This is a genomic window from Nocardioides deserti (genome assembly GCF_014266025.1).
GTDB lineage: Bacteria > Actinomycetota > Actinomycetes > Propionibacteriales > Nocardioidaceae > Nocardioides > Nocardioides deserti.
In genome coordinates this window covers 14590-36405 of record NZ_JACMYC010000016.1, presented here as the reverse complement: position 1 = coordinate 36405, position 21816 = coordinate 14590, and the positions used below count along the sequence as shown (strand labels likewise).

Annotated in this window: 25 protein-coding genes and 1 pseudogene; 2 read left to right on the top strand and 24 right to left on the bottom strand. The window is 71.2% G+C overall.

Annotated features, from left to right (window positions below):
- Nucleotides 1-78: 78 nt before the first annotated feature.
- The 7 genes from rlmN to rpsB form a co-directional block, all read right to left on the bottom strand.
- Nucleotides 79-1203, bottom strand: coding sequence for a 23S rRNA (adenine(2503)-C(2))-methyltransferase RlmN (rlmN, locus tag H7344_RS17595; RefSeq protein ID WP_186347300.1), 1125 nt, complete (start codon nt 1201-1203; stop codon nt 79-81).
- 46 nt (nt 1204-1249) lie between these two features.
- Entirely contained in the window at nt 1250-1609 is a 360-nt protein-coding gene (locus H7344_RS17590; RefSeq protein WP_186347299.1) for a hypothetical protein, read from the bottom strand.
- 24 nt (nt 1610-1633) lie between these two features.
- Nucleotides 1634-2527 (bottom strand): phosphatidate cytidylyltransferase, encoded by an 894-nt coding sequence (locus tag H7344_RS17585; protein WP_186347298.1) that lies wholly within the window; start codon nt 2525-2527, stop codon nt 1634-1636.
- Between the two features lie 15 nt (nt 2528-2542).
- Nucleotides 2543-3097 (bottom strand): ribosome recycling factor, encoded by a 555-nt coding sequence (frr, locus tag H7344_RS17580; RefSeq protein WP_229706957.1) that lies wholly within the window; start codon nt 3095-3097, stop codon nt 2543-2545.
- A 99-nt stretch (nt 3098-3196) separates the two neighbouring features.
- Nucleotides 3197-3910 carry a UMP kinase gene (gene pyrH, locus H7344_RS17575; protein ID WP_186347296.1) on the bottom strand — a complete coding sequence of 238 codons (714 nt, stop codon included), beginning with the start codon at nt 3908-3910 and terminating at the stop codon, nt 3197-3199.
- 103 nt (nt 3911-4013) lie between these two features.
- Entirely contained in the window at nt 4014-4826 is an 813-nt protein-coding gene (tsf, locus tag H7344_RS17570; protein WP_186347295.1) for a translation elongation factor Ts, read from the bottom strand.
- A 118-nt stretch (nt 4827-4944) separates the two neighbouring features.
- Entirely contained in the window at nt 4945-5895 is a 951-nt protein-coding gene (rpsB, locus tag H7344_RS17565; RefSeq protein WP_186347294.1) for a 30S ribosomal protein S2, read from the bottom strand.
- Nucleotides 5896-6299: 404 nt separating this feature from the next.
- On the opposite strand from rpsB, the gene H7344_RS17560 reads away from it, so the two are divergent.
- Nucleotides 6300-6878 (top strand): M23 family metallopeptidase, encoded by a 579-nt coding sequence (locus H7344_RS17560; RefSeq protein ID WP_186347293.1) that lies wholly within the window; start codon nt 6300-6302, stop codon nt 6876-6878.
- A 99-nt stretch (nt 6879-6977) separates the two neighbouring features.
- Here H7344_RS17560 and H7344_RS17555 read toward each other — a convergent pair whose 3' ends face one another.
- The 17 genes and pseudogenes from H7344_RS17555 to rpsP form a co-directional block, all read right to left on the bottom strand.
- Nucleotides 6978-7877, bottom strand: coding sequence for a tyrosine recombinase XerC (locus tag H7344_RS17555; protein ID WP_186347327.1), 900 nt, complete (start codon nt 7875-7877; stop codon nt 6978-6980).
- A gap of 81 nt (nt 7878-7958) precedes the next feature.
- The gene (dprA, locus tag H7344_RS17550; RefSeq protein ID WP_186347292.1) at nt 7959-9104 is read right to left on the bottom strand and encodes a DNA-processing protein DprA; all 1146 of its coding nucleotides are present in this window, start codon (nt 9102-9104) and stop codon (nt 7959-7961) included.
- A complete protein-coding gene (locus H7344_RS17545; protein WP_186347291.1) occupies nt 9101-10696 on the bottom strand; it encodes a YifB family Mg chelatase-like AAA ATPase in 1596 nt (531 codons plus the stop codon). The genes dprA and H7344_RS17545 overlap by 4 nt, the downstream gene beginning before the upstream one ends.
- Nucleotides 10696-11064, bottom strand: coding sequence for a YraN family protein (locus H7344_RS17540; RefSeq protein ID WP_166190051.1), 369 nt, complete (start codon nt 11062-11064; stop codon nt 10696-10698). The genes H7344_RS17545 and H7344_RS17540 overlap by 1 nt, the downstream gene beginning before the upstream one ends.
- Before the next feature lie 114 nt (nt 11065-11178).
- Nucleotides 11179-12984: a hypothetical protein gene (locus H7344_RS17535; RefSeq protein WP_186347290.1), complete on the bottom strand. Its 1806-nt coding sequence runs from the start codon at nt 12982-12984 to the stop codon at nt 11179-11181.
- Nucleotides 12985-13037: 53 nt separating this feature from the next.
- A complete protein-coding gene (locus H7344_RS17530) occupies nt 13038-13496 on the bottom strand; it encodes a TadE/TadG family type IV pilus assembly protein (RefSeq protein ID WP_186347289.1) in 459 nt (152 codons plus the stop codon).
- Nucleotides 13497-13653: 157 nt separating this feature from the next.
- The gene (locus tag H7344_RS17525) at nt 13654-15237 is read right to left on the bottom strand and encodes a pilus assembly protein TadG-related protein (RefSeq protein WP_229706859.1); all 1584 of its coding nucleotides are present in this window, start codon (nt 15235-15237) and stop codon (nt 13654-13656) included.
- A complete protein-coding gene (locus H7344_RS17520) occupies nt 15237-15668 on the bottom strand; it encodes a TadE family protein (protein ID WP_186347287.1) in 432 nt (143 codons plus the stop codon). Before H7344_RS17520 ends, H7344_RS17525 begins: the two co-directional genes overlap by 1 nt.
- A gap of 159 nt (nt 15669-15827) precedes the next feature.
- On the bottom strand, nt 15828-16136 hold the full coding sequence (locus H7344_RS17515; protein WP_186347286.1) for a DUF2469 domain-containing protein: 309 nt from the start codon (nt 16134-16136) through the stop codon (nt 15828-15830).
- On the bottom strand, nt 16133-16867 hold the full coding sequence (locus H7344_RS17510; RefSeq protein ID WP_186347285.1) for a ribonuclease HII: 735 nt from the start codon (nt 16865-16867) through the stop codon (nt 16133-16135). The genes H7344_RS17515 and H7344_RS17510 overlap by 4 nt, the downstream gene beginning before the upstream one ends.
- Before the next feature lie 14 nt (nt 16868-16881).
- A complete protein-coding gene (gene lepB, locus H7344_RS17505) occupies nt 16882-17706 on the bottom strand; it encodes a signal peptidase I (RefSeq protein WP_186347284.1) in 825 nt (274 codons plus the stop codon).
- A gap of 48 nt (nt 17707-17754) precedes the next feature.
- Entirely contained in the window at nt 17755-18108 is a 354-nt protein-coding gene (rplS, locus tag H7344_RS17500; RefSeq protein ID WP_186347283.1) for a 50S ribosomal protein L19, read from the bottom strand.
- Nucleotides 18109-18322: 214 nt separating this feature from the next.
- Complete coding sequence (locus H7344_RS20900) at nt 18323-18736, bottom strand: GNAT family N-acetyltransferase (protein WP_313960340.1); 414 nt, start codon at nt 18734-18736, stop codon at nt 18323-18325.
- A 72-nt stretch (nt 18737-18808) separates the two neighbouring features.
- Nucleotides 18809-19489 (bottom strand): annotated as a pseudogene (trmD, locus tag H7344_RS20895) (tRNA (guanosine(37)-N1)-methyltransferase TrmD); the annotation flags it as partial.
- A 7-nt stretch (nt 19490-19496) separates the two neighbouring features.
- Entirely contained in the window at nt 19497-20045 is a 549-nt protein-coding gene (rimM, locus tag H7344_RS17490; protein WP_229706860.1) for a ribosome maturation factor RimM, read from the bottom strand.
- 95 nt (nt 20046-20140) lie between these two features.
- Nucleotides 20141-20380, bottom strand: coding sequence for an RNA-binding protein (locus H7344_RS17485; RefSeq protein ID WP_166190033.1), 240 nt, complete (start codon nt 20378-20380; stop codon nt 20141-20143).
- Between the two features lie 5 nt (nt 20381-20385).
- Nucleotides 20386-20934: a 30S ribosomal protein S16 gene (gene rpsP, locus H7344_RS17480; RefSeq protein ID WP_186347281.1), complete on the bottom strand. Its 549-nt coding sequence runs from the start codon at nt 20932-20934 to the stop codon at nt 20386-20388.
- A gap of 179 nt (nt 20935-21113) precedes the next feature.
- Here rpsP and H7344_RS17475 point away from each other — a divergent pair, with 179 nt between their 5' ends.
- Nucleotides 21114-21758 carry a hypothetical protein gene (locus tag H7344_RS17475; RefSeq protein ID WP_186347280.1) on the top strand — a complete coding sequence of 215 codons (645 nt, stop codon included), beginning with the start codon at nt 21114-21116 and terminating at the stop codon, nt 21756-21758.
- The last annotated feature ends 58 nt before the right edge of the window (nt 21759-21816 follow it).

The window sequence follows — 21816 nt, the reverse complement described above, 5'->3', positions numbered from 1 at the left end:
CCGGTTCCGCCGGTGGCCCCCTTCGCGTCCCCGGGGCGAGGTCATCCGTCGGCAGGGGTCCCGTGGTGGAGCGGTGTGTCAGGCCTCGACGGCCGCGAGCTGCCCGCAGGCGCCGTCGATCTCCCGGCCGCGGGTGTCGCGGACGGTGGTGGGGATGCCCTTGGCCTCGAGCCGGCGGACGAACTCTCGCTCGTCGGCGGGGTCCGAGGCGGTCCACTTCGACCCCGGGGTGGGGTTGAGCGGGATGAGGTTGACGTGCACCCAGCCCCAGTCGCCGTAGGCGTTGAGGACGTCACCGAGCAGGTCGGCGCGGTGGCCCTGGTCGTTGATCCCGCGCATCATGGCGTACTCGATCGAGACCCGACGCTTGGTGGTCCGGGCGTAGTTCCAGGCCGCCTCGACGGTCTCCGCGACCGAGAACCGGGTGTTGATCGGGACCAGCTCGTTGCGCAGCTCGTCATCGGGGGCGTGCAGGCTCAGCGCGAGCGTGACCGGGATGCCCTCCTCGGCCAGCTGGTTGATCCGCGGCACCAGGCCGACGGTCGAGACCGTCACGCCACGCGCCGACATGCCGAGGCCGTCGGGGGCGGGGTCGGTGAGGCGACGTACGGCGCCGATGACCGCCTTGTAGTTGGCCAGCGGCTCGCCCATGCCCATGAACACCACGTTCGAGACGCGACCCGGGCCGCCGGGGACCTCGCCGCGGGCCATCGCCCGGGCGCCGGCCACGACCTGCTCGACGATCTCGGCGGTCGACATGTTGCGCTGGAGGCCGCCCTGGCCGGTCGCGCAGAACGGGCAGGCCATGCCGCAGCCGGCCTGGCTGGAGACACACACCGTGGCGCGGTCGGGGTAGCGCATCAGCACCGACTCGACGAGGGCACCGTCGAAGAGCTTCCACAGCGTCTTGCGGGTCGTGCCGCGGTCGGCCTCGAGCGTGCGCAGCGGGGTCATCAGCTGCGGCAGCAGCGCGGAGACGAGCTCGTCGCGCTGGTTCGCCGGCAGGTCGGTCATCTCGGCCGGGTCGTCGACCAGGCGGCCGAAGTAGTGCGTCGAGAGCTGCTTGGCCCGGAAGCCCGGCAGCCCCTGCTCCTCCAGCAGCGTCTTGCGCTCCGGGGAGGTGAGGTCGGCGAGGTGCCGCGGCGGCTTCTTGCGGCCGCGCGGCTCGTTGAACACGAGAGGAAGGGGCTTCGGGTCGGACATCGCGGTCCAGTCTCCCACCCGCCCGGTCACCCGGCTCAATCGTCGATCAGGAGCCGGTCTCGACCATGACCCACAGGACGAGGGCAGCGACGCCGGCGACCACGAGCGCGGTGAGCACCATGCCCAGGAGGAGGTACGCCCCGAACCGCCGCGTCCGCGGCACCGCCAGCAACCCCAGGGGCACGAGCAGCAGCACCAGCACCCACGGGAAGAGATCCTCCGCGCGCTCGTTGGAGAACATCGCACCCAGGACCGCCGCGTAGATCCCCGGCAGCAGGGTGATCGCCACCAGCCCGGTGAAGAAGCCGCTGAGCGGGGTGAACACCGGGTGGTCGCGGTGCCACCAGCTCGGCCGGTCCTCGGGGTCCTCCCCCGGGGCGGTCTCGTCCACGTGCTCGGTCTCCATCACCGCGACCCTAGTGGCTGCGGATCAGAAGACCGCGTAGTGCAGCAGCAGCCAGATCGGCGCGACTGTGGCGAGCAGGGAGTCGAGCCGGTCCATCAGGCCACCGTGGCCCGGGATGACCTGGCTCATGTCCTTGATGCCGAGGTCGCGCTTGATGACCGACTCGCACAGGTCACCGAGGGTCGCCATGACCACCGCGATGATCCCGAGCGCGACGCCGACCCACCAGTCGCCGTCGAGCAGGTAGGTCACCAGGGCCCAGCCGGCCGCGACGGTGAACACCAGCGAACCCGCGAAGCCCTCCCACGACTTCTTCGGCGAGATGACCGGAGCCATCGGGTGCTTGCCGAAGAGCACGCCGGCGACGTACCCGCCGATGTCCGAGGCGATGGTGACCAGGATGAACGTGATGATGCCCTGCACGCCGGGGTCGTCCAGACCGGAGCCGCCGGAGTCCGACCCGAGGCCGGTCCCGCCCTCGGCGAGCAGCAGCGCGACGAACGAGCCGAGGAACGGCACGTAGACGAGCGTGAACACCGAGGCGGTGGCGTTCTGCACGTAGCCGTCGATGCCGCGGCGCAGCAGCCACAGCATCGTGACCAGCGCCGAGACTGCGGTGGCGGTGACGAGGGCGGGGGCGCCGTAGAAGTACGCCACCACGACCATCACGACGCCGCCGATCATCAGCGGCTGCTCGGGCAGGTCGATGCCCTTGGCGAGGAAGCCCTTGCGCAGCTCCCACACCGCGACGACGACCGCCGTCGCCACGATCACCATGAACGCCGTCTTCCAGAAGAAGAGCGACGCGGCGACGGCGGCGAGCAGCACGACCGCCGAGGTGATCGCAGCAGGCAGGTCGCGGCCGGCCCGCCCGTGGTCCTTGGCCGGCGGTGCCGCCGGCGTCGGGGAGTCGGTCATGGAGTCCCCGAGCCCTCAGACCTCGAGGAGCTCGGACTCCTTGTTCTTGAGCATCTCGTCGATGGCGTCGGTGTGCTTCTTGGTGATGCCGTCGAGCCGCTTCTCCGCGCCGGTGACGTCGTCCTTGCCGACCTCGCCGTCCTTCTCGAGCTTCTCGAGGTTCTGCTTGGCGGTGCGGCGCAGGTTGCGCACGGCGACCCGGCCGTCCTCGGCCTTGCCGCGGGCGATCTTGATGTACTCCTTGCGGCGCTCCTCGGTCAGCTCCGGGAAGACGCAGCGGATGACCTTTCCGTCGTCGGCGGGGTTCACGCCGAGGTCGGAGTCGCGAATGGCCTTCTCGATGTTCTTCATCGCGCCCTGGTCGAAGGGCGAGATGAGGATCGTGCGCGCCTCGGGGGCGGTGAACGACGCGAGCTGCTGGATCGGCGTGGGCGTGCCGTAGTAGTCGACCATGATCTTGGCGAACATGCTGGGGTGGGCCCGGCCGGCGCGGATCGCGGCGAACTCCTCGCGCGTCGCCTCGACCGACTTGTCCATCTTGCTGTCGGCCTCGTTGAGGATGTCGTTGATCACCGGTGCTCCTACTGGTTCGCGTTCGTCTCGTCGCTGTCGCTGTCGCTGTCGCTGTCGCGCCCGTGCCGGGCGCTCGCTGCTGAGGGTCGTCGGCGCCTAGCCGGCGCTGACCAACGTCCCGATCCTCTCACCCTGCACGACACGCAGGATGTTCCCCTCGGGCTCCATGCCGAACACCACCATCGGCAGCTTGTTCTCGCCGCAGAGCGCGAACGCCGTCTGGTCCATGATCCGCAGGCCCTGGCTGATCGCCTCGTCGTAGGTGAGGTCGTCGTACTTCGTCGCCGTGGGGTCGATCCGCGGATCGGCGCTGTAGACGCCGTCCACGCCGTTCTTGGCCACCAGCACGACGTCGCACTTGCTCTCCAGCGCGCGCTGGACAGCGACGGTGTCGGTGGAGAAGAACGGCATGCCCATGCCGGCACCGAAGATGACGACCCGGCCCTTCTCCATGTGCCGGATGGCGCGGCGCGGGATGTACGGCTCGGCGACCTGGCCCATCGTGATGGCGGTCTGCACGCGTGTCTCGACGCCCTCCTTCTCCAGGAAGTCCTGGAGGGCCAGGCAGTTCATGACGATGCCGAGCATGCCCATGTAGTCGGCGCGGGCGCGGTCCATCCCCCGCTGCTGCAGCTCGGCGCCGCGGAAGAAGTTGCCGCCACCGGTCACGATCGCGACCTGGACGCCGGCGCGCGCGACCGCGGCGATCTCGCGGGCCACCTTCTGCACGACGTCGGGATCGACCCCGACCTCGCCGCCACCGAAGACCTCGCCCGACAGCTTGAGCAGGACGCGTTGGTACGCGGTCATCCGGCTCTCCTCTCCTCGGTGGGCACGACGAAGGCCGGCCCGATGGACAGTGTCTGCTCCATCGAACCGGCCTCCTCGTGATGTCTGGCCAGACCCTAGTGCCTCAGGCGCCGACCTCGAAACGGGCGAAGCGCTTGAGGGTGGTGCCGGCCTCGTCGAGGACGGCCTTGACCGACTTCTTGTTCTCGGTCACCGACGCCTGCTCGAGGAGGACGACCTCCTTGAAGAAGCCGTTGAGGCGACCCTCGGTGATCTTGGCGATCGCCTGCTCGGGCTTGCCCTCCTCGCGCGACTTCTGCTCGGCGATGCTGCGCTCGTGGTCGACGACGTCCGAGGGGACCTCCTCGCGGGTGAGGTACTGCGGGCGCATCGCGGCGATCTGCATCGCGGCGCCGCGAGCGGCCTCCTCGTCGCCCTCGAACTCGACGAGCACCCCGACGGCGGGGGGCAGGTCGGCGGCACGCTTGTGCATGTAGACGACCGTCGAGCCGTCGAAGTACGCCACCTGGCCGAGCTCGATCTTCTCGCCGATGGAGACGGCGAGGTCGCCGACGACGTCGCCGACGGTCTTGTCGCCGAGCTGGACGGCCTTGAGGGCCTCCGCGTCGCCGGCCTTGGCCTCGGCGGCCGCGTCGGCGATCTTCTGGGCGGTGGCGACGAACTCGTCACCCTTGGCCACGAAGTCGGTCTCGCAGCGCAGCTCGACGAGCGCGCCGCCGGAGGTGGCGACGAGGCCGGCGGTGGCCTCACGCTCGGCGCCGCGGGCCTCGGCCTTCGCGGCACCCTTCACGCGGAGGATCTCGACGGCCTTGTCGAAGTCGCCGTCGGCCTCGGTCAGGGCCTTCTTGCAGTCCATCATGCCGGCGCCGGTGAGCTCGCGGAGCTTCTTGACGTCGGCGGCGGAGATGTTCGCCATGGTGTTGTCCCGTCTGGGTCGCAGGAATCGGAGGAGACTGGGGCGGGCTCACGCCCGCCGTACCACCGCCGCGGCGCCGCGCGTACGTCGTACGTGCGGCGCCGCGGTCAGCGGAGGGTCAGGCCTGGGGCTGCTCGGCGGCCGGCTCGGTGGCCTGCTCGGCGGCGGGCTCGTCGGTCGCGGCGGCAGCGGCCTCGTCGGAGGCAGCGCCCTCGGACGACGCGCCGGTCGCCTCGGAGGCCGGGGCCTCGGTCGCGGCGGCGTCGCCACCGGTCGCCTCGACGGCGGCCTGCTCGGCCTCGCCACCCAGGAGCTCGCGCTCCCACTCGGCCAGCGGCTCGGCGGCAGCGGTCGTGCCCTCGGCAGCGGCCTTGCCACCGGAGCGGGCGATGAGGCCCTCGGCGACGGCGTCGGCGACCACGCGGGTCAGCAGGCCGACGGCGCGGATCGCGTCGTCGTTGCCCGGGATCGGGAAGTCGACCTCGTCGGGGTCGCAGTTGGTGTCCAGGATGCCGATGATCGGGATCCGGAGCTTGCGAGCCTCCTCGACGGCGAGGTGCTCCTTCTTGGTGTCGACGATCCAGACGGCGGACGGGGTGCGACCCATCTCGCGGATGCCGCCGAGGGTCTTCTCCAGCTTGTCGCGCTCGCGACGCATCTGGAGGAGCTCCTTCTTGGTGCGGCCCGAGGCGGCGACGTTGTCGAAGTCGAGCTCGTCGAGCTCCTTCAGACGGTTGATCCGCTGGTGCACGGTCTGGAAGTTGGTGAGCATGCCGCCCAGCCAGCGCTGGTTGACGTAGGGCATGCCGACGCGGGTCGCCTGCTCGGCGATCGCCTCCTGCGCCTGCTTCTTGGTGCCGACGAACATGATCGTCCCGCCCTTGGCCACCGTCTCCTTGATGAAGGCGTAGGAGCGGTCGATGTAGGCCAGCGACTGCTGCAGGTCGATGATGTAGATGCCGTTGCGCTCGGTCATGATGAAGCGCTTCATCTTCGGGTTCCAGCGACGGGTCTGGTGCCCGAAGTGAACGCCGCTCTCGAGGAGCTGGCGCATGGTCACGACTGCCATGGTGTGTTTTCTCCTGTGTGTGGAGCCGCCGCCGTGTGCCCGCCCTTGCGAACGAGGGCGGACCGGTGACGCGCTCCGGTCGTTTTCAGTTGCCGCGAGCCGACGGGTGCCGGTCGCCCTGACGCCGGCGCGCGACCCGACCCGGCTCTCGCTGGGACCGAGGGTCGTCGCCCGCGGGTGGTCGGCTTTCCTGGAGAGGAGGGCCGCCGCGGTCTGCCGACGTGCGAAGTCAGTACGCGTGGTGACGTGCGGACTGCCCTGCCAGCCTACGGCGTCCGCCCGGTCCCCCGCCAATCGCCGCTGCCGGGCCGGCGACCGTCCCCAAGGCGGCTCTCGCGCGTGCCTGTGCACAGGACCCGACCGCCGGGGTCACGGACGGCACCGGGCCGTCGCACCGTAGGTCCATGCACCTCGCGACGCTCGCCCTCCTGGCCACGCTGCTGCCACCCGGTTCGGCCGCCGCGCCCGTCGCGGACACCGACCCCGTCGGCGAGTGGCCGCTGCGTCCCGAGCCGGCGGTGGTCGAGCACTTCGACCCGCCCGAGACTCCCTACGCCGCCGGGCACCGCGGCGTCGACCTGCTCGGGTCGCCGGGCCAGCCGGTGCGGGCCGCCCTGGCCGGCGAGGTGACGTGGTCCGGGACGCTGGCCGGTCGCGGGGTCGTCGTCGTCTCGCACGGCGCGACCCGGACGACGTACCAGCCGGTCGCGGGCAGCGTGCCGGTCGGCACCACCGTGGCCGCCGGCGACGTCGTCGGGTCGCTCGAGCTGTCCGGGTCGCACTGCTTCCCGCGCGCGTGCCTGCACTGGGGCTGGCTCGAGGGCGAGACCTACCTCGACCCGCTCGACCTGGTCGGAGCCGGACCGGTTCGGCTCCTGCCGCTGTGGCGGGACGAGCCGGCCGTCGTCGGTCGCGCCGCGCCGCTCCCCCGCCCGTACGCCGGCTGGCGGCCCCTCGTCACCGGCGTCCCCGCTCCCCGCTGACCCCCAGCGCCGCCTCGTCTGGACGGTTGGTGGGTCTCCTGCCGTCGAGCGGGATAGTCCGGCACCCGCCGCCGGCCTGTGGAGACCAGCCTGTGGAGATCAGGCCCGGGGGTGCGCCTGCTGGTAAGCCCGACGCAGCCGGTCGGTGGTGACGTGCGTGTAGAGCTGGGTGGTCGCGAGCGAGGCGTGGCCGAGGATCTCCTGCACCGATCGGAGGTCCGCGCCGCCCTCGAGGAGTTGGGTCGCGGCGGTGTGCCGCAGCCCGTGCGGACCGATGTCGGGCGCGCCGGGGACGTCGGCGATCCGGCGGTGCACGAGCGTGCGCACCGCGCGCTGGTCGATCCGCCCGCCTCGGACGCCGAGGAAGAGCGCCGGGCCAGAGCCGTCGACGGCCAGGTGCGGCCGGCCGTGCTTGACCCAGAAGTCCAGGGCGCGCGCGGCGGGCCGGCCGAACGGGACGGTGCGCTCCTTGCGCCCCTTGCCCAGGACGCGGACGACGTTGCGCTCCCGGTCCACGTCGTCGACGTCGAGGCCGACGAGCTCGCCGACCCGGATGCCGGTGGCGTAGAGCAGCTCGAGCATCGCGACGTCCCGCAGGCCGGCCGGGCTGCCGTCGTCGGCGAGCTCGGCAGCCGCTCGCACCAGGTCGGCGGCCTCGTCGGCGCGGAGCACCGGGGGGAGCGACTTGTGCGCCTTCGGACTGCCGAGGCTCGCGCCCGCGTCGGTCGCAGCGCGTCCGGTGCGCAGCAGCCAGGCGGTGAACACCCGCGCCGCGGTGGCCCGCCGTGCCACGGTCGTGCGGGAGCGGCCGAGGGTCTGCTGCTTGGCCAGCCAGCTGCGCAGGGCGCGCAGGTCGAGGTCCGCGACGTCGGTGTGGCCGAGCCGCGCCGCGTGCTCGAGCAGGCCGGCGACGTCGGTCGTGTAGGCGCGGACCGTGTGCGGGGTGAGGTCACGCTCGGAGACGAGGTGGCGCTCGTAGTCGGCGAGCACGCGGGCCATGGGCTCGGGCAGGTCGGCGCGCTCCGCACGCTGCTCCGTCCCGGCTCCCACGGTCGAGGAGTCTAGGAAGACTGCGTGCCCTCAGTGGTGAGCCAGCGCGGCGAGCCGCCATCCGTCCCCGTCGGCCTCGACCAGCCCGACCGCCCGCAGCCGCACCAGCGCGTTCCCGGTGTCGGAGATGCTGAGGCCGGCGCTGCGCGAGATCGAGTCGACGTGTGCGGGTCGCGCCACCGGCACCGCATCCAGCACCTGCTGGTGCCGCAACGACAGCCGATCGCGCTGCCGCTCCGGCCCCCGGGGTTCTTCGACCAGGTGAGCACCGGACTCCCCCACCAGCTCGAGCACGTCCTCGGGCGAGGTCACCAGCATCGCGGCACCTGTGCGCACGAGCTCGTGCACGCCCTGCGACTGCGCACTGGTGACCGGGCCGGGGACACCCATCACCGCCCGGTTGAGCCGGCCGGCCCAGTTGGCGGTGCTCAGCGCGCCGCTGCGCACCGCCGCCTCGACGACGACCGTGCCGCGGGTCAGGGCAGCGATCAGCCGGTTCCGCGCGAGGAACCGCAGCCGCGTCGGAGCGGATCCGGGCGGCAGCTCGGAGACCACCAGGCCGTGGCCGGCGAGGTGGTCGAGCAGGCTGCGGTGCGCGGTCGGGTAGGCACGGTCGACGCCGCAGGCCAGCACCGCGACCGTGAGCCCGTCGACGGCGAGCGCGCCCCGGTGGGCGGCCTGGTCGATGCCGAACGCCGCGCCGGAGACCACCGGCAGTCCGGCCCGGGCGACTCCGGCACCGATCGCGGCGGCCAGGTCGCCGCCGTACGTCGTGGCGGAGCGCGAGCCGACCACTGCCAGGGAGCCGGCCAACCGGTCCAGCCGCACCGGTCCCTTCGCCCACAGCCCGAGGGGCGGGCCGCCCCGTCGCTGGACCTCTCCCGCCTCCATCAGCCCGTCGAGCTGTTCGGGCCACTCCGCGTCCCCCGGCACGACGAACCGGATGCCCAGGCGTGCTGCGAGCTCGAGGTCCCGCTCCGGCTGCATCGCTGCGAGCCGGGTGGCCACGTCGGTGAGGACGCCGCTGCCGGGGTCGCGCTCGTGCAGGAGCGCGTCGTGGAACGCCGGTGCGCCCATCTGTGCGGTGTGGACCGCGAACCGGGGGTCCCCCGGCTCCCCCAGCCGGGAGAGTGCCACCCGCGCGAGACGGTCCGCGTCGCTCGCCGCACTGGTCATCCGGCCCGCCTCTCCAGGTCCGCCAGCATCAGCGGCTCGGCGGTCCGCAGCCGCAGGGCGGTGCACAGCTCGACCTCGCCCGGCCCGGCCGCCCCCGCGAGGTCGGCCACGGTCCAGGCGAGCCGGTGGACCCGGACCGCGCCTCGCCGGGTCAGCAGCCCCTTGCCGATCTTGTCGTCGAGCACCCGTTGGGCGGCCGCCGACAGCGGCCACAGCTCGCGCAGGGCGGGTCCCGGCACGTGCCCGTTCAGGCGCCAGCCGCAGCCGGCGTACCTCTCTGTCTGCTTGCGACGGGCGGCCGTCACCCGCGCCCGGATCTCCGCCGACGACTCCGGCGGGCCGGTGCTGACGGCCGCGCCGATGCCGCCGGCCTGCAGCGGGACCACCTCACGGGTGATGTCGATGCGGTCGCTCAGGGGGCCGGTGATCCGGCTGCGGTAGTCGCGCCGCGTGCGCTCGCTGCAGGTGCAGCGGTTGTCGCGGGCCACGGGTGAGTACTCGCCGCAGGGGCACGGGTTGCAGGCGACGACCAGGATGCCGCGCGCCGGGAAGGTGGCGGACTCCTCGCCGCGAGCGATCGTCACGTCGCCGCTCTCCAGCGGTTGGCGCAGCGCCTCGATGACGTCGGTGCGGAACAGCGGGAACTCGTCCATGAACAGCACCCCGTGGTGCGCCCGGCTGATCTCGCCGGGGCGCACCCGTCCGGTCCCTCCGCCGATGAGGCTCGCCTTGCTGGCGTCGTGGTGCGGCGCGGCGAACGGCGGTCGGGTCAGCATGCCGGCCGCCGGGTCGAGCACCCCCGCGAGTGAGTGCAGTGCGGTGAGCTCGAGCGACTCCTCTGCGTCGAGGTCCGGCAGCAGGCCGGGCAGGCGCTCGGCGAGGGTCGTCTTCCCGGCGCCTTTCGGCCCGGTGAGCATGAGGTGGTGCGCTCCGGCTGCGGCCACCTCGAGCGCGTACCGCGCGTCGGCGAGGCCGAGGACGTCGACCATGTCGGTGTCCTCGAGCCGGTCGTCGCCGCGCCAGGTGAGCAGCCGGCTGCCCGACTGCTCGGCCACGGGCGGCGCGTCGGGGACCTCCTCCCCCGCCAGCTGGGCCGTGACCTGGGCGAGCGAGCGCATGCCGTACACCGAGACGCCGGGCACCATGCACGCCTCGGCGGCCTGCGGCTCGGGCACGTAGACCTCGGTGATGCCACGTCGCGCCGCCGCCAGCACCATCGGCAGCACACCGGAAACCGACCGCAGGCCACCCGCCAGCGTCAGCTCGCCGACGAACAGGCAGCCCGCCAGCGCCGCCTTGGGCACCTTCCCGGTCGCGCCCAGGACGGCCATCGCCATCGCCAGGTCGAAGTGGCTGCCGGTCTTGTGCAGGTCCGCCGGGCTGAGCAGGATCGTGACCCGCTTGTTCGACGGCCACCCGAGGTCGCTGTTGGCGATCGCCATGCGGCAGCGGTCGCGCGCCTCGTTGAGGGAGACGTCCGGGCGGCCCACGACGACCGTCGCGACGATGCCGGGCGAGACGTCGGCCTGGACCTCGATCAGGTGGCCCACCGCTCCCTGGAGCGAGACGGTGTGCGCGGTCGCGAACGCCATCAGCCGATCCCCCGCACGTGCTCGACCTCTGCAGCACCGCGCCGCGGCAGCTGCACGCACACCATGTCCACCCGCGACTCCAGGTGGGCGATGCCGTGCTCCTCCAGCCAGCGGTTCGCCAGCCGGCGCAGCCGCGCCACCTTGATGTCGGTCACCGCCTCGTGCGGCGTCCCGCCGATCCGGCCGCTGCGGGTCTTCACCTCGCAGATCACGACCGTGCGCCCGTCCCTGAGCACCAGGTCGATCTCACCCTGCTCGCACCGCCAGTTCCGGTCCAGGAGGGCCATGCCCTCCGCCACCAGGTGCCGGGCGGCGAGCGTCTCGCCGTACTGCCCCACCGCGTGGTTCCGCGCTGCTGTCGTCGTCATGTCCTCGACCTCCTCGCAAGGAGGGTGTCCTGGACGGCAGCGGCGCGGGGTTCCTGCACTCCTCGCTGTGGATCACCGCTCGCCGATGACGACTGTGGACGACTGGCGGGCCGATCAGCCGACCAGGCGCACGATCGGACGCGCCAGCGCCGAGCTGTAGTCCGTCGACGGCGCACGCTCACCGATGGGCAGCGCTGCCTTGTTGAAGGCGAAGAACCGGATCGCCTTCAACGAGTTCCCGTTGATCTGGAGTCCGTTGTCCTCGGTCGGACCCGCGGTCTGCGTCTGGTCGGTCAGGAAAGCAGGGACGTAGTCGATGATCGGCTGATAGCCCTTCTGGGCACGATCCGTCGCTAGGACCATCGGCAGCCACACGAACCTCGGGGAGTCCTTGACCGAGGCGTCGAGCATCGAGTCGTCGACACCTGTCGCTTGCGCGATCTGGTCCAGCGTTGCGCCCGAACGCAGGAAGCAGTCCAGCCTATCGTCGTTGATCGTCCGGCCGCCGACGATCCGCGTGTCCCCCGTGCAGTTGGAGCCGCCGCGCCGCACGTCGAGGCGTCCTGGCCGGTTGTCGACGCCGTCGATGAAGCCTTTGTACAGGCCCGGACCGTCGTTACCGGTGTCGCCCTTGATGCAGTTGTTGCCGTCCATCGACACCTCGTCGAGCTGGGACCCCGGGATCGGGTCAGAGCCGTTCGCTCGGGCGCACTCCTTCTGCGGCTCGTACGCCGTGGTGTCGAAGGGCATCAGCACGTGGTCGAGACCGAAGGCCGCGTTCCAGGACAACCGGCTGTTGTTGCCTGCGCCGCCGTCCTGGCGCGGACTGTCCAGCTGACCGAAGTTGCCTCGGTCCTGCCCTGCGCAACCCACCGGCACGGCCGTCGTGGTCGCGGTGGTCTGGGCACTCGGTGCGGTGTCTGTCGACGCAGGGGCGCTCGGGGGCGGCGTGCCCGTGACGTCGACGATGAGGTCGGTCGAGCTGTACACCAGCGCCTTGCCGCTTCCGTTCGCCTGGACCATCGCGTAGGCGTGCCACGCTCCCGGCGTGCTCGTGACCTCCGTGCCGACGTCGAACGTCGGCACGGTCATCGACTGCTTCGGCACGTCGGTGGAGGTGGCGTAGTCGATGAAGCGAGAGCCGTCGGGAGCGACGAGCCGGATGCTCGCCTTCTGCAGGTTGTTCGCCAAGTTCCCGATGGCGTAGCCCTCGATGGGAGCCGTCGTCCCAGCCGGCACCGAGATGATGGCTGGGCCGGTCAGGACGTGGTCACCGCGCGGCGTGATGGCCTCCGCAGCGGCTGACGCCGTCGCGGTGGGACTCGGCTGCTGCGTCGAGCCGGCTGTCGGCGACGCGGTGGGCGAAGAGGTCGCCGAGGTCGTGGCGGCGGTCGCGCTCCCTCCTTGCGTGGTGTCGCCGTCGATCGGCCCGTAGCCGCAACCGGAGGGCACCCAGAGCGGGATCACCTTCTCCTTCGGCGGCAGCTCGGAGAAGACCTCGACCGTGGCGCTCCGAGACACGGCCACTCCGGAGGCGACGGCTCCGGCGAGACCGAAGTCGACCTCGGCCGCGGGAGCGACCAGCTCCATCCGCACGCAGTTGTCCGTGCACGGCACGCCACTCGCGTTCTGGAAGACGATCTCGCCGTTCTCCCTCGCTCCGTCGAGGAGGTCGTCAGCGTCGACGACGGGCTGTCCGGAGGCAGTGTTCCCGTTGAGCAGCGCAGCAGCCCGGGCGGCCACGTCCTCCGGCTCGTTGTCCGTGCGCGCGTCTGAGATCGACATCGGCAACAGGCTCCCTGCGCCGACCGCACTGACGTCGGCCTGCTTCTGGACGATGCGACCCCGCGCCCAGGCATTGCCGAGGTCCACCGCCAGCGCCGCTACCACGATGAGCACCAGAGCGAGCACCGAGACCATGACCGCGACCGCGCCACCCTCGTCCCTGCGCCGTCGACCCGGCCGTCCGTCCCTCACGAGCACGCCTCCGGGACGGACGGGACATGGTCGACACGCGCTTGGACCGTCTGCTCGACCAAGCCGCCGTTGACGAAGGGCACGAACGGCAGGTTCAGGTCGATGCTGGGGAACGTCACACTGATCTCGACCCGGTCACCCACCTCCACCGCAGCAGCGGTGTTCCCCTCCGCATCCAGGTAGGAGCGCTCGATGGTCGGAGCGCCGCTGGAGAACCCGTCCAACTTCGGGCCGACCTCGCTTGCCAGGTGCGCACAGGTGATCGAACCACCGACGGCAGACACCCGTGCGGCATGCCGTGCGGCGTCGGCGCCACCCTGCAGCGCCCAGAAGTACAACCCGTACTGGATGATCCCGAAGACGAGCAGCAGCAAGAGCGGCAGGACGAGCGCGAACTCGACTGCGGCCGCTCCCCCCTCCTTGCCGCGGCGCTCCCTGTGCCGACGGCCGGTCAACCCGTGCTCCCTCCTGCGACCCCCGATGGTCTGAGGAGAGGAGCGTATGGATCTTTACCTGCGATTTCGGCTTCGATAGCCCGACGGGACTACCAGGTCTGACCGGTCGGCCCCTCGTGGCGGCAGGGACCGACGACGCGGGTGGAGCCACGCCTGCTCATCCGCGCAGGACGGGGAACCCACAGGCCGGCGTCGGGCGTGCGTACACGTCGGCACCCGAGAGAGAAAGACCGAGCGACTGCGACAGCGGACGGAGAAGTGCAGCGTCCAGCCCCTGCAGCAGAGGGTTGACGACGACCTCGACGAGTGGGTCGAGAACCCAGGACAGTCCCTTGCCGATCGGCAGGTAGAGCAGCTTGAGAGCTGACGTGTCGGGCTCGAGCCATGGCAAACCGCTGGAGCCAGCGCCGACATGCGCAGGTCGGCTGTAATCGTCGTCGACGATTTCCACGACGGCCTCACCCAAGTCGGGTGGGGTTCCCGTGAATCGCACTGGGCCAGCCAAGACCTTGATACCGGCAGTGCGAACCACGACTTCGAGCTCGAGATCGACTTCGAGCAAACCGCCTTCGACGTCGACGGTGATGCCCTTCGGGTCGCAACGAACATCCGACAGGCTGCCCGTAGCGATAGCGAGCTTGACCTGGCCGGAGAGCGAGAGCTCCGTCGACATCAGGAAACCCAGGTCGATGTCGAGCGCACTAGCGTCGAGATCCAGCGAGACCTGCGATGTCTCTGCCTGTGTGGCACCCTTCTTCCCGCACCCCATCAGCGGCCTCTGTGTCACATGCGCGGAGACGTCCACGTCCAGGATCGGACCAAGGTCGATACCGAGCTCGGAGAGCGATAGAGCAGTCTCGCCGTTCGCAGCGAACGCAGCGGCGGTCAGGAGGTCGAAGACGTTCAGCGTTGCATCCAGTCCTGCAGCGCCACCAGTTCCGACCCTCAAAAGATCGGCGACAGGTACCCACAGGTTGAGCGCTCCGACCTCGGCCTGCAGTGACTCCAGGACTCCTACCGCCGCGCTGGTCGGTGATTCCTTCTTGAGGACATTCAGCACTGCTAGGTAGAAGTTCCCCAGTTGGACCGCTTGGTCACCTTCGAGGAGTTCTTCGAAGGTACCGACGCCGAGGGTCGAGCTCAGGAGCCCGGCAAGGGTCACGTGAGCGTCCGCGAGTTTGTCGTAGTCGAGGACATCGAGCTCGAGCTGGGTGGCGATGGAACCGAGCAGGGGTCCCAACAGTGGGGACTCCCCCGCCTTCAGGCGGGCCGCGTACGAACCAATGCTGAAACACGCACCCGCGACGGATTCGGCAACTGCGGACCGGCTGGTCCCTCCGGAACCAGAGACAAAGGCGAAGTTCACCTCCGTCGCGGCGGACACTTCGACCGCCGTGGGGATCGAATCCGGGTTCGCCTGCTGAACGAACTGTCCGTCGACGAGGTGGCCCAGTTTGATGTCTCCCACGACCGGAGCCGAGCCCACCGTGTCTCCGTTGCGCGCTAGCGTTCTGTTTGCGAGGGCTTGCAGGCTGGGGGTCTGCGCGTTGATCTCGCTCAACCTCCGGCCGTCCAGCTGGCGGGCTAGGTCCAGCGCCACCAGATCTGCCAACGCTTGCATGTCCCGGCGCGCAACCCGTTGCATGCCCAGGTCCACAGCGAAAGCCGCAAAGATGAGAAGCACAACGCTCAGGACGGCGACCATCGGCGCGATCGCACCACGTTCGTCTGCTCGCGCCATCAACTGACCTCTGCCACCGCGCTGTACCTAAGCGTCTCGGGCAGAACGACACCCATGCCGGGCACCGTTGGCAGGAGCGAGTGGTCACGGTACTCGTAGGCGACTGTCGCAGTGATGCACTGCTTGCTTGAGTCGCCCGCACACGCGTCGACCTCGATGGAGCAGGTACCCGCAGGCGCCCCGTCACGGGTGAGGGCGGAATCCGGCGCGACGCCGCTGCAGGTGACGCCGTAACTACTAAGCGCCTCGTTCATCCGCGCTACTGCGGCATCCTCCACGTCACCCGCGTCGGGATAGACGAGCACGGCACCGGCCCGGGCGCCTTCGGCAGCAGCCTGACTGATGGCCTGGCGGAAACTGAGCATGTAGCCGTAGCTGATGATGCCGAAGACGATGATCAGCAGCGGAGTGACCACGAGCGCGAACTCCACAGCGGCCGCACCACGGTCGCCACGCCGCGCGAGCGTCCTGCGACCAGCCACGACCCACCCCTGAACACGCTCGTCGGCGACGGCCCCCACGACCGTCCTCCCCCGCGGACGACCATAGGACCGATGCTTAGCGTTGTGGGGCGAAATAGCCCGTTCGGGCTATGTCTTCGGCGGATCGATGTCCGAAGGTTGGAGCTCCTCGACGTTCACGTCCTTGAACGTGAGCACCTTGACGTTCTTGGCGAAGCGGGCGGGACGGTACATGTCCCAGACCCACGCGTCGGACATGGAGACCTCGAAGAAGACGTCGCCGGCCTCGGTGCGGGCCTTCACGTCGACCTGGTTGCACAGGTAGAAGCGGCGGTCGGTCTCGACGACGTACTTGAAGATGCCGACGACGTCGCGGTACTCCCGGTAGAGCGTCAGCTCCATCTCGGCCTCGTACTTCTCGAGGTCCTCCGCGCTCATGACATCCCCTCCAGGGCGGCGGCGTCCTCGACGGCCTCGGCGACGTCCGCGACCTCATTGTGCACGTCGGCCGCGGGCTCGAGACCGGCCGCCCGGCGGACGTTGACGAAGCGCATCCGGTGCACCGGCGAGGGCCCGTGCTGGAGCAGGGCGGCGGCGTGGGTGTCGGTGATGTAGCCCTTGTGCGTCTTGAAGTCGTACGCCGGCCAGTCGGCGTCCATCTCGCGCATGATGCGGTCGCGGGTGACCTTCGCGAGCACCGAGGCCGCGGCGATGCAGGCGGCGACCCGGTCCCCCTTCCAGACCGCGAGCCCGGGCACGCCCAGGCCGTCCACGGGGAACCCGTCGGTCAGCACGTAGGCGGGTGGGACGTCGAGCAGGGCGACGGCCCGGCGCAGCGCCTCGACGTTCGCGACGTGCATGCCGAGCCGGTCGCACTCGTCGTGCGGGACGACGACGACCGACCAGGCGACGGCGCGGCGTACCACCTGGTCGTAGCAGCGCTCGCGGGCCTTCTCGGTCAGCAGCTTGCTGTCGGCGAGACCGGGGACGATCCCGGACTTGCCGGACGGCAGGATGCAGGCGCCGGCGACCAGCGGGCCGGCGCAGGCGCCGCGGCCGGCCTCGTCGACGCCGGCGATCGGCTCGATGCCGTGGCGGCGGAGGGCGCGCTCGTAGCCGTAGATCCCGGCGTCACGCCGGACGGTCGAGCCACGTGGGAGGACGGACACGGGTTCCCGGGAGGTCAGGACGGGTCGGGCACGTCCGCGAACGCGTCGGGACGCCCCACCCAGTCGAATCGGTCGGTCGGCCAGAGCAGCACGAACACCTTGCCGACGACGGAGTCGACGGGCACGTAGGGGTTCTTGGTGCAGTCGGTCTCCTGCTCGGGCAGGCAGAGGTGGGCGCTGGAGTCCGCGGAGTGCCCGCGGTTGTCGCCCATGACGAACAGCTGCCCCTCGGGCACCGGCCCGGCCGACCAGCTGCAGTTGCCGGTCATCGGCCCGCGGCAGTCGATGCCCTTCTCCTGCTTGACGTAGGCCTCCTCGTTCAACGCCTTGCCGTTGACCGAGATCCGACCCTGCTTGTCGCAGCAGGTGATGGTGTCGCCGGCGACGCCGACGACGCGCTTCACGAGGTGGCCACCGGTCGGGTAGAGCCCGATCTTGGCCATCAGCGAGGTGAGGCCGTTCGACGGCTCCCCCTGCTCGGCGCTGCTGAGCCAGCTGCCCGGGTCCTCGAAGACCACGACGTCACCGCGCTGCGGCTCGCCGCCGAACCAGTAGGAGACCTTCTGCACGAGGATCCGGTCGTCCTTGACGAGCCCGGGCTCCATCGACTCCGAGGGGATGTAGAACGCCTGGACGAACAGCGCCTTGATGACCACCGCCAGGACGAGCGCGATGCCGAGCAGCAGGATCGTCTCCTGCCACACCGGCAGGTGCTTGCGCTTCTTCTTCCCGTCGTCCTCGACGCCCCCGGAGGCGACCGGAGACGACGAAGACCGCGACCCGTCCGGTGTGCCGACGGTGTCGTCGGCGGGATCGAGGTCGCGGTCTTCGGTGGTCACGCGCAGAGTCTAGGGAGGAGGTGTCCTGCCCCAGAATCTGGTCAGCGCTCAGGAGTCGCGGCGCTCCTTGATCTTGGCGGCCTTGCCGCGGAGGTTGCGCAGGTAGTACAGCTTCGCCCGGCGGACGTCACCGCGGGTGACGACCTCGATCTGCTCGAAGATCGGGCTGTTGAGCGGGAAGGTGCGCTCGACGCCGACGCCGAAGGAGACCTTGCGGACGGTGAAGGTGCGGCCGATGCCGGCGCCCTGGACGCGGATGACGACGCCCTGGAAGATCTGGACGCGGGACCGGTTGCCCTCGACGACCTTGACGTGGACCTTGACGGTGTCGCCGGCGCGGAACGCCGGGACGTCGTCGCGCTTGAGGCTGTTGCCGATCTCGGCCACCAGGTTGTTGGTCATGACTGCTCCTCGCGAGTGCCACAGGTCAGCCGCGGTGATCGAAAGGTACGGTGCGGGTGGCACAGTGCTGGTGGCCGGCGGCGCAGGACTCCCCCTGTGGCAGGAGCCCGACGCAGACCCTCCGTGCGTTCCTCGGAGCGGTCCTTCGGCCGACTGGGCCGGTGGGTCAGTCTGCCACAGCGGGCTCAGCGGCCAGAAATCTTCCCGGGACCGTTCAGCGCCGTCCGGCCCGCTTGACCATCCGTACGACGCCGGGCTCGAGCTCTCCGGCGTGCCGGTAGCCGGCCTTCTTGTAGATCCGCTGGTTGCGCGCGCTGCCCGCCCCGGTGAACAGCTCGTACGCCGCCACGCCGGCCGGCGCCGCAGCCTCGGCCGCCTCCAGCAACCGCCGGCCGAGCCCGCGGCCGCCGAGGTCGGGCGCGACCATCAGCCGCCCGACGTGCCACGTGGTGCCGTCGTCGGCCAGCGACCCGCGCACCGCGCCGACGAGCCGCCCGCCGGCCCGCGCGACGAGCACGTGGTCGCGGGCCAGCCAGTCGACGAGCTCGTCGTAGGTCTCGTGCAGCGCGGGGACCCGCAGCCCGGGGTTGTCGTGCTGCTCGGAGACCCAGCTGGCGCGCTGGAGCACGAACAGCTCGGGCGCGTCGGCCGGCTGCGCGAGCCGCACCTCGACCCCGTCCAGCACCTGCGAGGGGTGGGCGAGGTCGGGGCGGCGCTCGGCCGTGCGGCGTACCGCCTGCTCGTGGCGCCAGGCCGCGATCGCGCCGTGGTCGCCGGAGAGCAGCACCGGCGGGACGTCGTGGCCGCGCCAGGACGCGGGCTTGGTGTAGACGGGGTGCTCGAGCAGGCCACCCTCGTGCGACTCCTCGACGAGGGAGGCGGCGTTGCCCATGAAGCCCGGCAGCAGCCGCACGACCGCCTCGGTGATGGCGAGCGCCGCGACCTCTCCCCCGTTGAGGACGTAGTCGCCGATCGACACCTCCCGGACCTCGATCAGCGTGCGCGCGTGGTCGAGCACGCGCTGGTCGATGCCCTCGTAGCGCCCGCACGCGAAGACCAGCCGCTCGCGCGTGGCTAGCTCGCGCGCGAGCTCCTGGGTGAACGGCTCCCCCGACGGCGTCGTCACCACGACCGTCGCTCCCTCGAGGCCTCCCCCGGCGAACAGGTCGTCGAAGGCCTCGCCGAACGGCTCGGGCTTCAGCACCATCCCGGCGCCGCCGCCGTACGGCGTGTCGTCGACCGTGCGGTGCCGGTCGTGCGTCCACTGCCGCAGGTCGTGCACGTGCACGTCGAGCAGTCCCGAGGCCACCGCCTTGCCGGGCAGCGACAGCTGCAGCGGCGCGAGGTAGTCGGGGAAGATCGTCAGGTAGTCCAGCCGCACGGCCGGCTCACGCGTCCTCGGGCAGCGGCGTGACCAGTCCGGGCCGGTCGGCGACGACGACGCGGCCCGCCTCGAGGTCGACCTCGGGCACGAGCGCCTTGACGAACGGCACCAGCGTGTCGCGACCGTCCGGCGTGCGGATCGCCAGCAGGTCCTGCGCGCCGCCGTGGACGAGCCCGGTGACGGTGCCGAGCTCCGCCCCCTCGAGGTCGTACGCCGCCAGGCCGACCAGCTGGTGGTCGTAGTACTCGTCGGGGTCGGCCGGGGTCTCGTCGACCGGGACGGTCGCGTGGAGCACGATGCCGCGTGCCGCCTCCGCGGCGTTGCGGTCACCGATCTCCTCGAACGCGACCAGCAGCGTGGTCTGGTGCCAGCGCGAGCTCGCGACCGTCAGCGCCCGCAGCGGCGACGCGGAGCCCTGCGGCGGCTCGGCGCGCAGCCGCGAGCCCACGGCGTACCGCCGCTCCGGCTCGTCGGTCCGCACGTCGACCGTGACCTCGCCGCGGAGGCCGTGCGGCTTGCCGATGCGCCCCACGACCAGCTCGATCGTCTCCACTGCTGCTCTCCTCGGTGCACTCGTGAAATGCGAACGGGTGCCGCTCCCCGCAGGGAGCGGCACCCGTCCAATGCCTGCTGACGCAGTCGCGCCGGTCAGCGCCGGTCGACGTCGACGAAGTCGATCCGCGCACCCTCGCGCCCGGCCAGGGCCGAGACGACGGTGCGGAACGCCGACGCGGTGCGTCCGCCGCGACCGATCACCTTGCCGAGGTCGTCGGGGTGCACCCGGACCTCCAGGACGGAGCCGCGGCGCAGCTGCTTGTCCCGGACGACCACGTCGTCGGGGTTGTCCACGACGCCGCGGACCAGGTGCTCGAGCGCGTCGGCCAGCATCGGGCTCAGGCCTGCTTGTCCGCGTCAGGACGCTCGGGGTCGGCGTCCGACTTGGTCTCGGCGGTCTCGATCGCCTCGGCCTCCTCGGTCGCACCCTCGGGGGTCTCGACCGCGGGGGTCACGTTGGCCTCGGGGGCCGCGGCGGACTCGGACTCGGCGGCCTCGGTCTTCTTGGCGGCCTTCTTGGTGACGGCGTCACCGCGGGGCTCGCTCTGGGCCTCCTTGAGGGCCTCGTTGAAGATCTCGAGCTTGTCGCGCTTGGGCTCGGCGTGGCGCAGGGTGCCCTCGGCGCCCGGCTCACCCTTGAACTTCTGCCAGTCGCCGGTCACCTTGAGGATCGCCGCGACGGGCTCGGTCGGCTGCGCGCCGACGCCCAGCCAGTACTGCGCCCGCTCGGAGACGACCTCGATGTACGAGGGGTCCTCCTTGGGGTGGTACTTGCCGATCTCCTCGAGGACGCGACCGTCGCGCTTCTTGCGCGAGTCGACGACGACGATGCGGTACTGCGGCACCCGGACCTTGCCCAGGCGCTTCAAACGGATCTTGACGGCCACAGCTGTGGTGTCTCCTCAGGATGTCGTGTGTGGTGAGGCGCACCGCCACCAGGTGGGGACCGGGTCGGGCTCCTCGGATGGGTCTCGCGGGCCCGGGTGAGAGGGTCCGGGCGCGCAGGACTCAGCGGGGAAGTCTGCCAGACCGGCGCGCGGGCGGCGAAATCGGGCATGGTCGCCCCATGACCACCCCTCCGGCGCCGCCGCCTCCTCCACCGTACGCCGCCGGGCCGGCGGGTCCGGCCGGCCCGGATCCTCGCCGTCCGCGGCCGAGCGGCTGGTGGTTCGCCCTGGGCGGCGCACTGCTGCTCGGGGCGGTCGCGGCGGGCGTCGGCCTGCTGGTGTGGACGCTCTCGTCCTTCATGAAGACCGATGCGACCGTCCCCGCCGACGGCACCGCCCACCCGGTGGCGGTCGGGACCGGCGGCGACCGCGTGCTGTGGTTCCCCGCCGGCGTGCCGGTCTCGTGCGAGGTCGTCGACACGGGGATCGGCACGGGCTCTGGCACGGGCTCTGGCACGGGCGACGGCGCCGCGCCGGGCAGCGAGGTACCGCTGGGGCCGGTGACCGGGACCTTCGAGAAGTCCGACGGCGACGGCGACTGGTTCGCGGCCCGGCGCTTCGACCCCGGCTCGGGCGAGCTGGACGTGACCTGCACCAGCCCGGGGGCCACACCGGACGTCCAGGTCGGGCCGGCGCCCGACCTCGGCGGGTTCCTCGGCTCGATCGCCCTCACGATCGGCGTGCCGCTGGCGCTCGGCCTGACCGGACTGGTCGTGCTCATCGTGACCGCCGTCCGTTGGGCGGCCGGCCGGCCACGCGACTGAGCGGCCACACCACTGGTCGGCCCCCGACATTTATCGGCACCCGCGCAGGTAAGTAGTG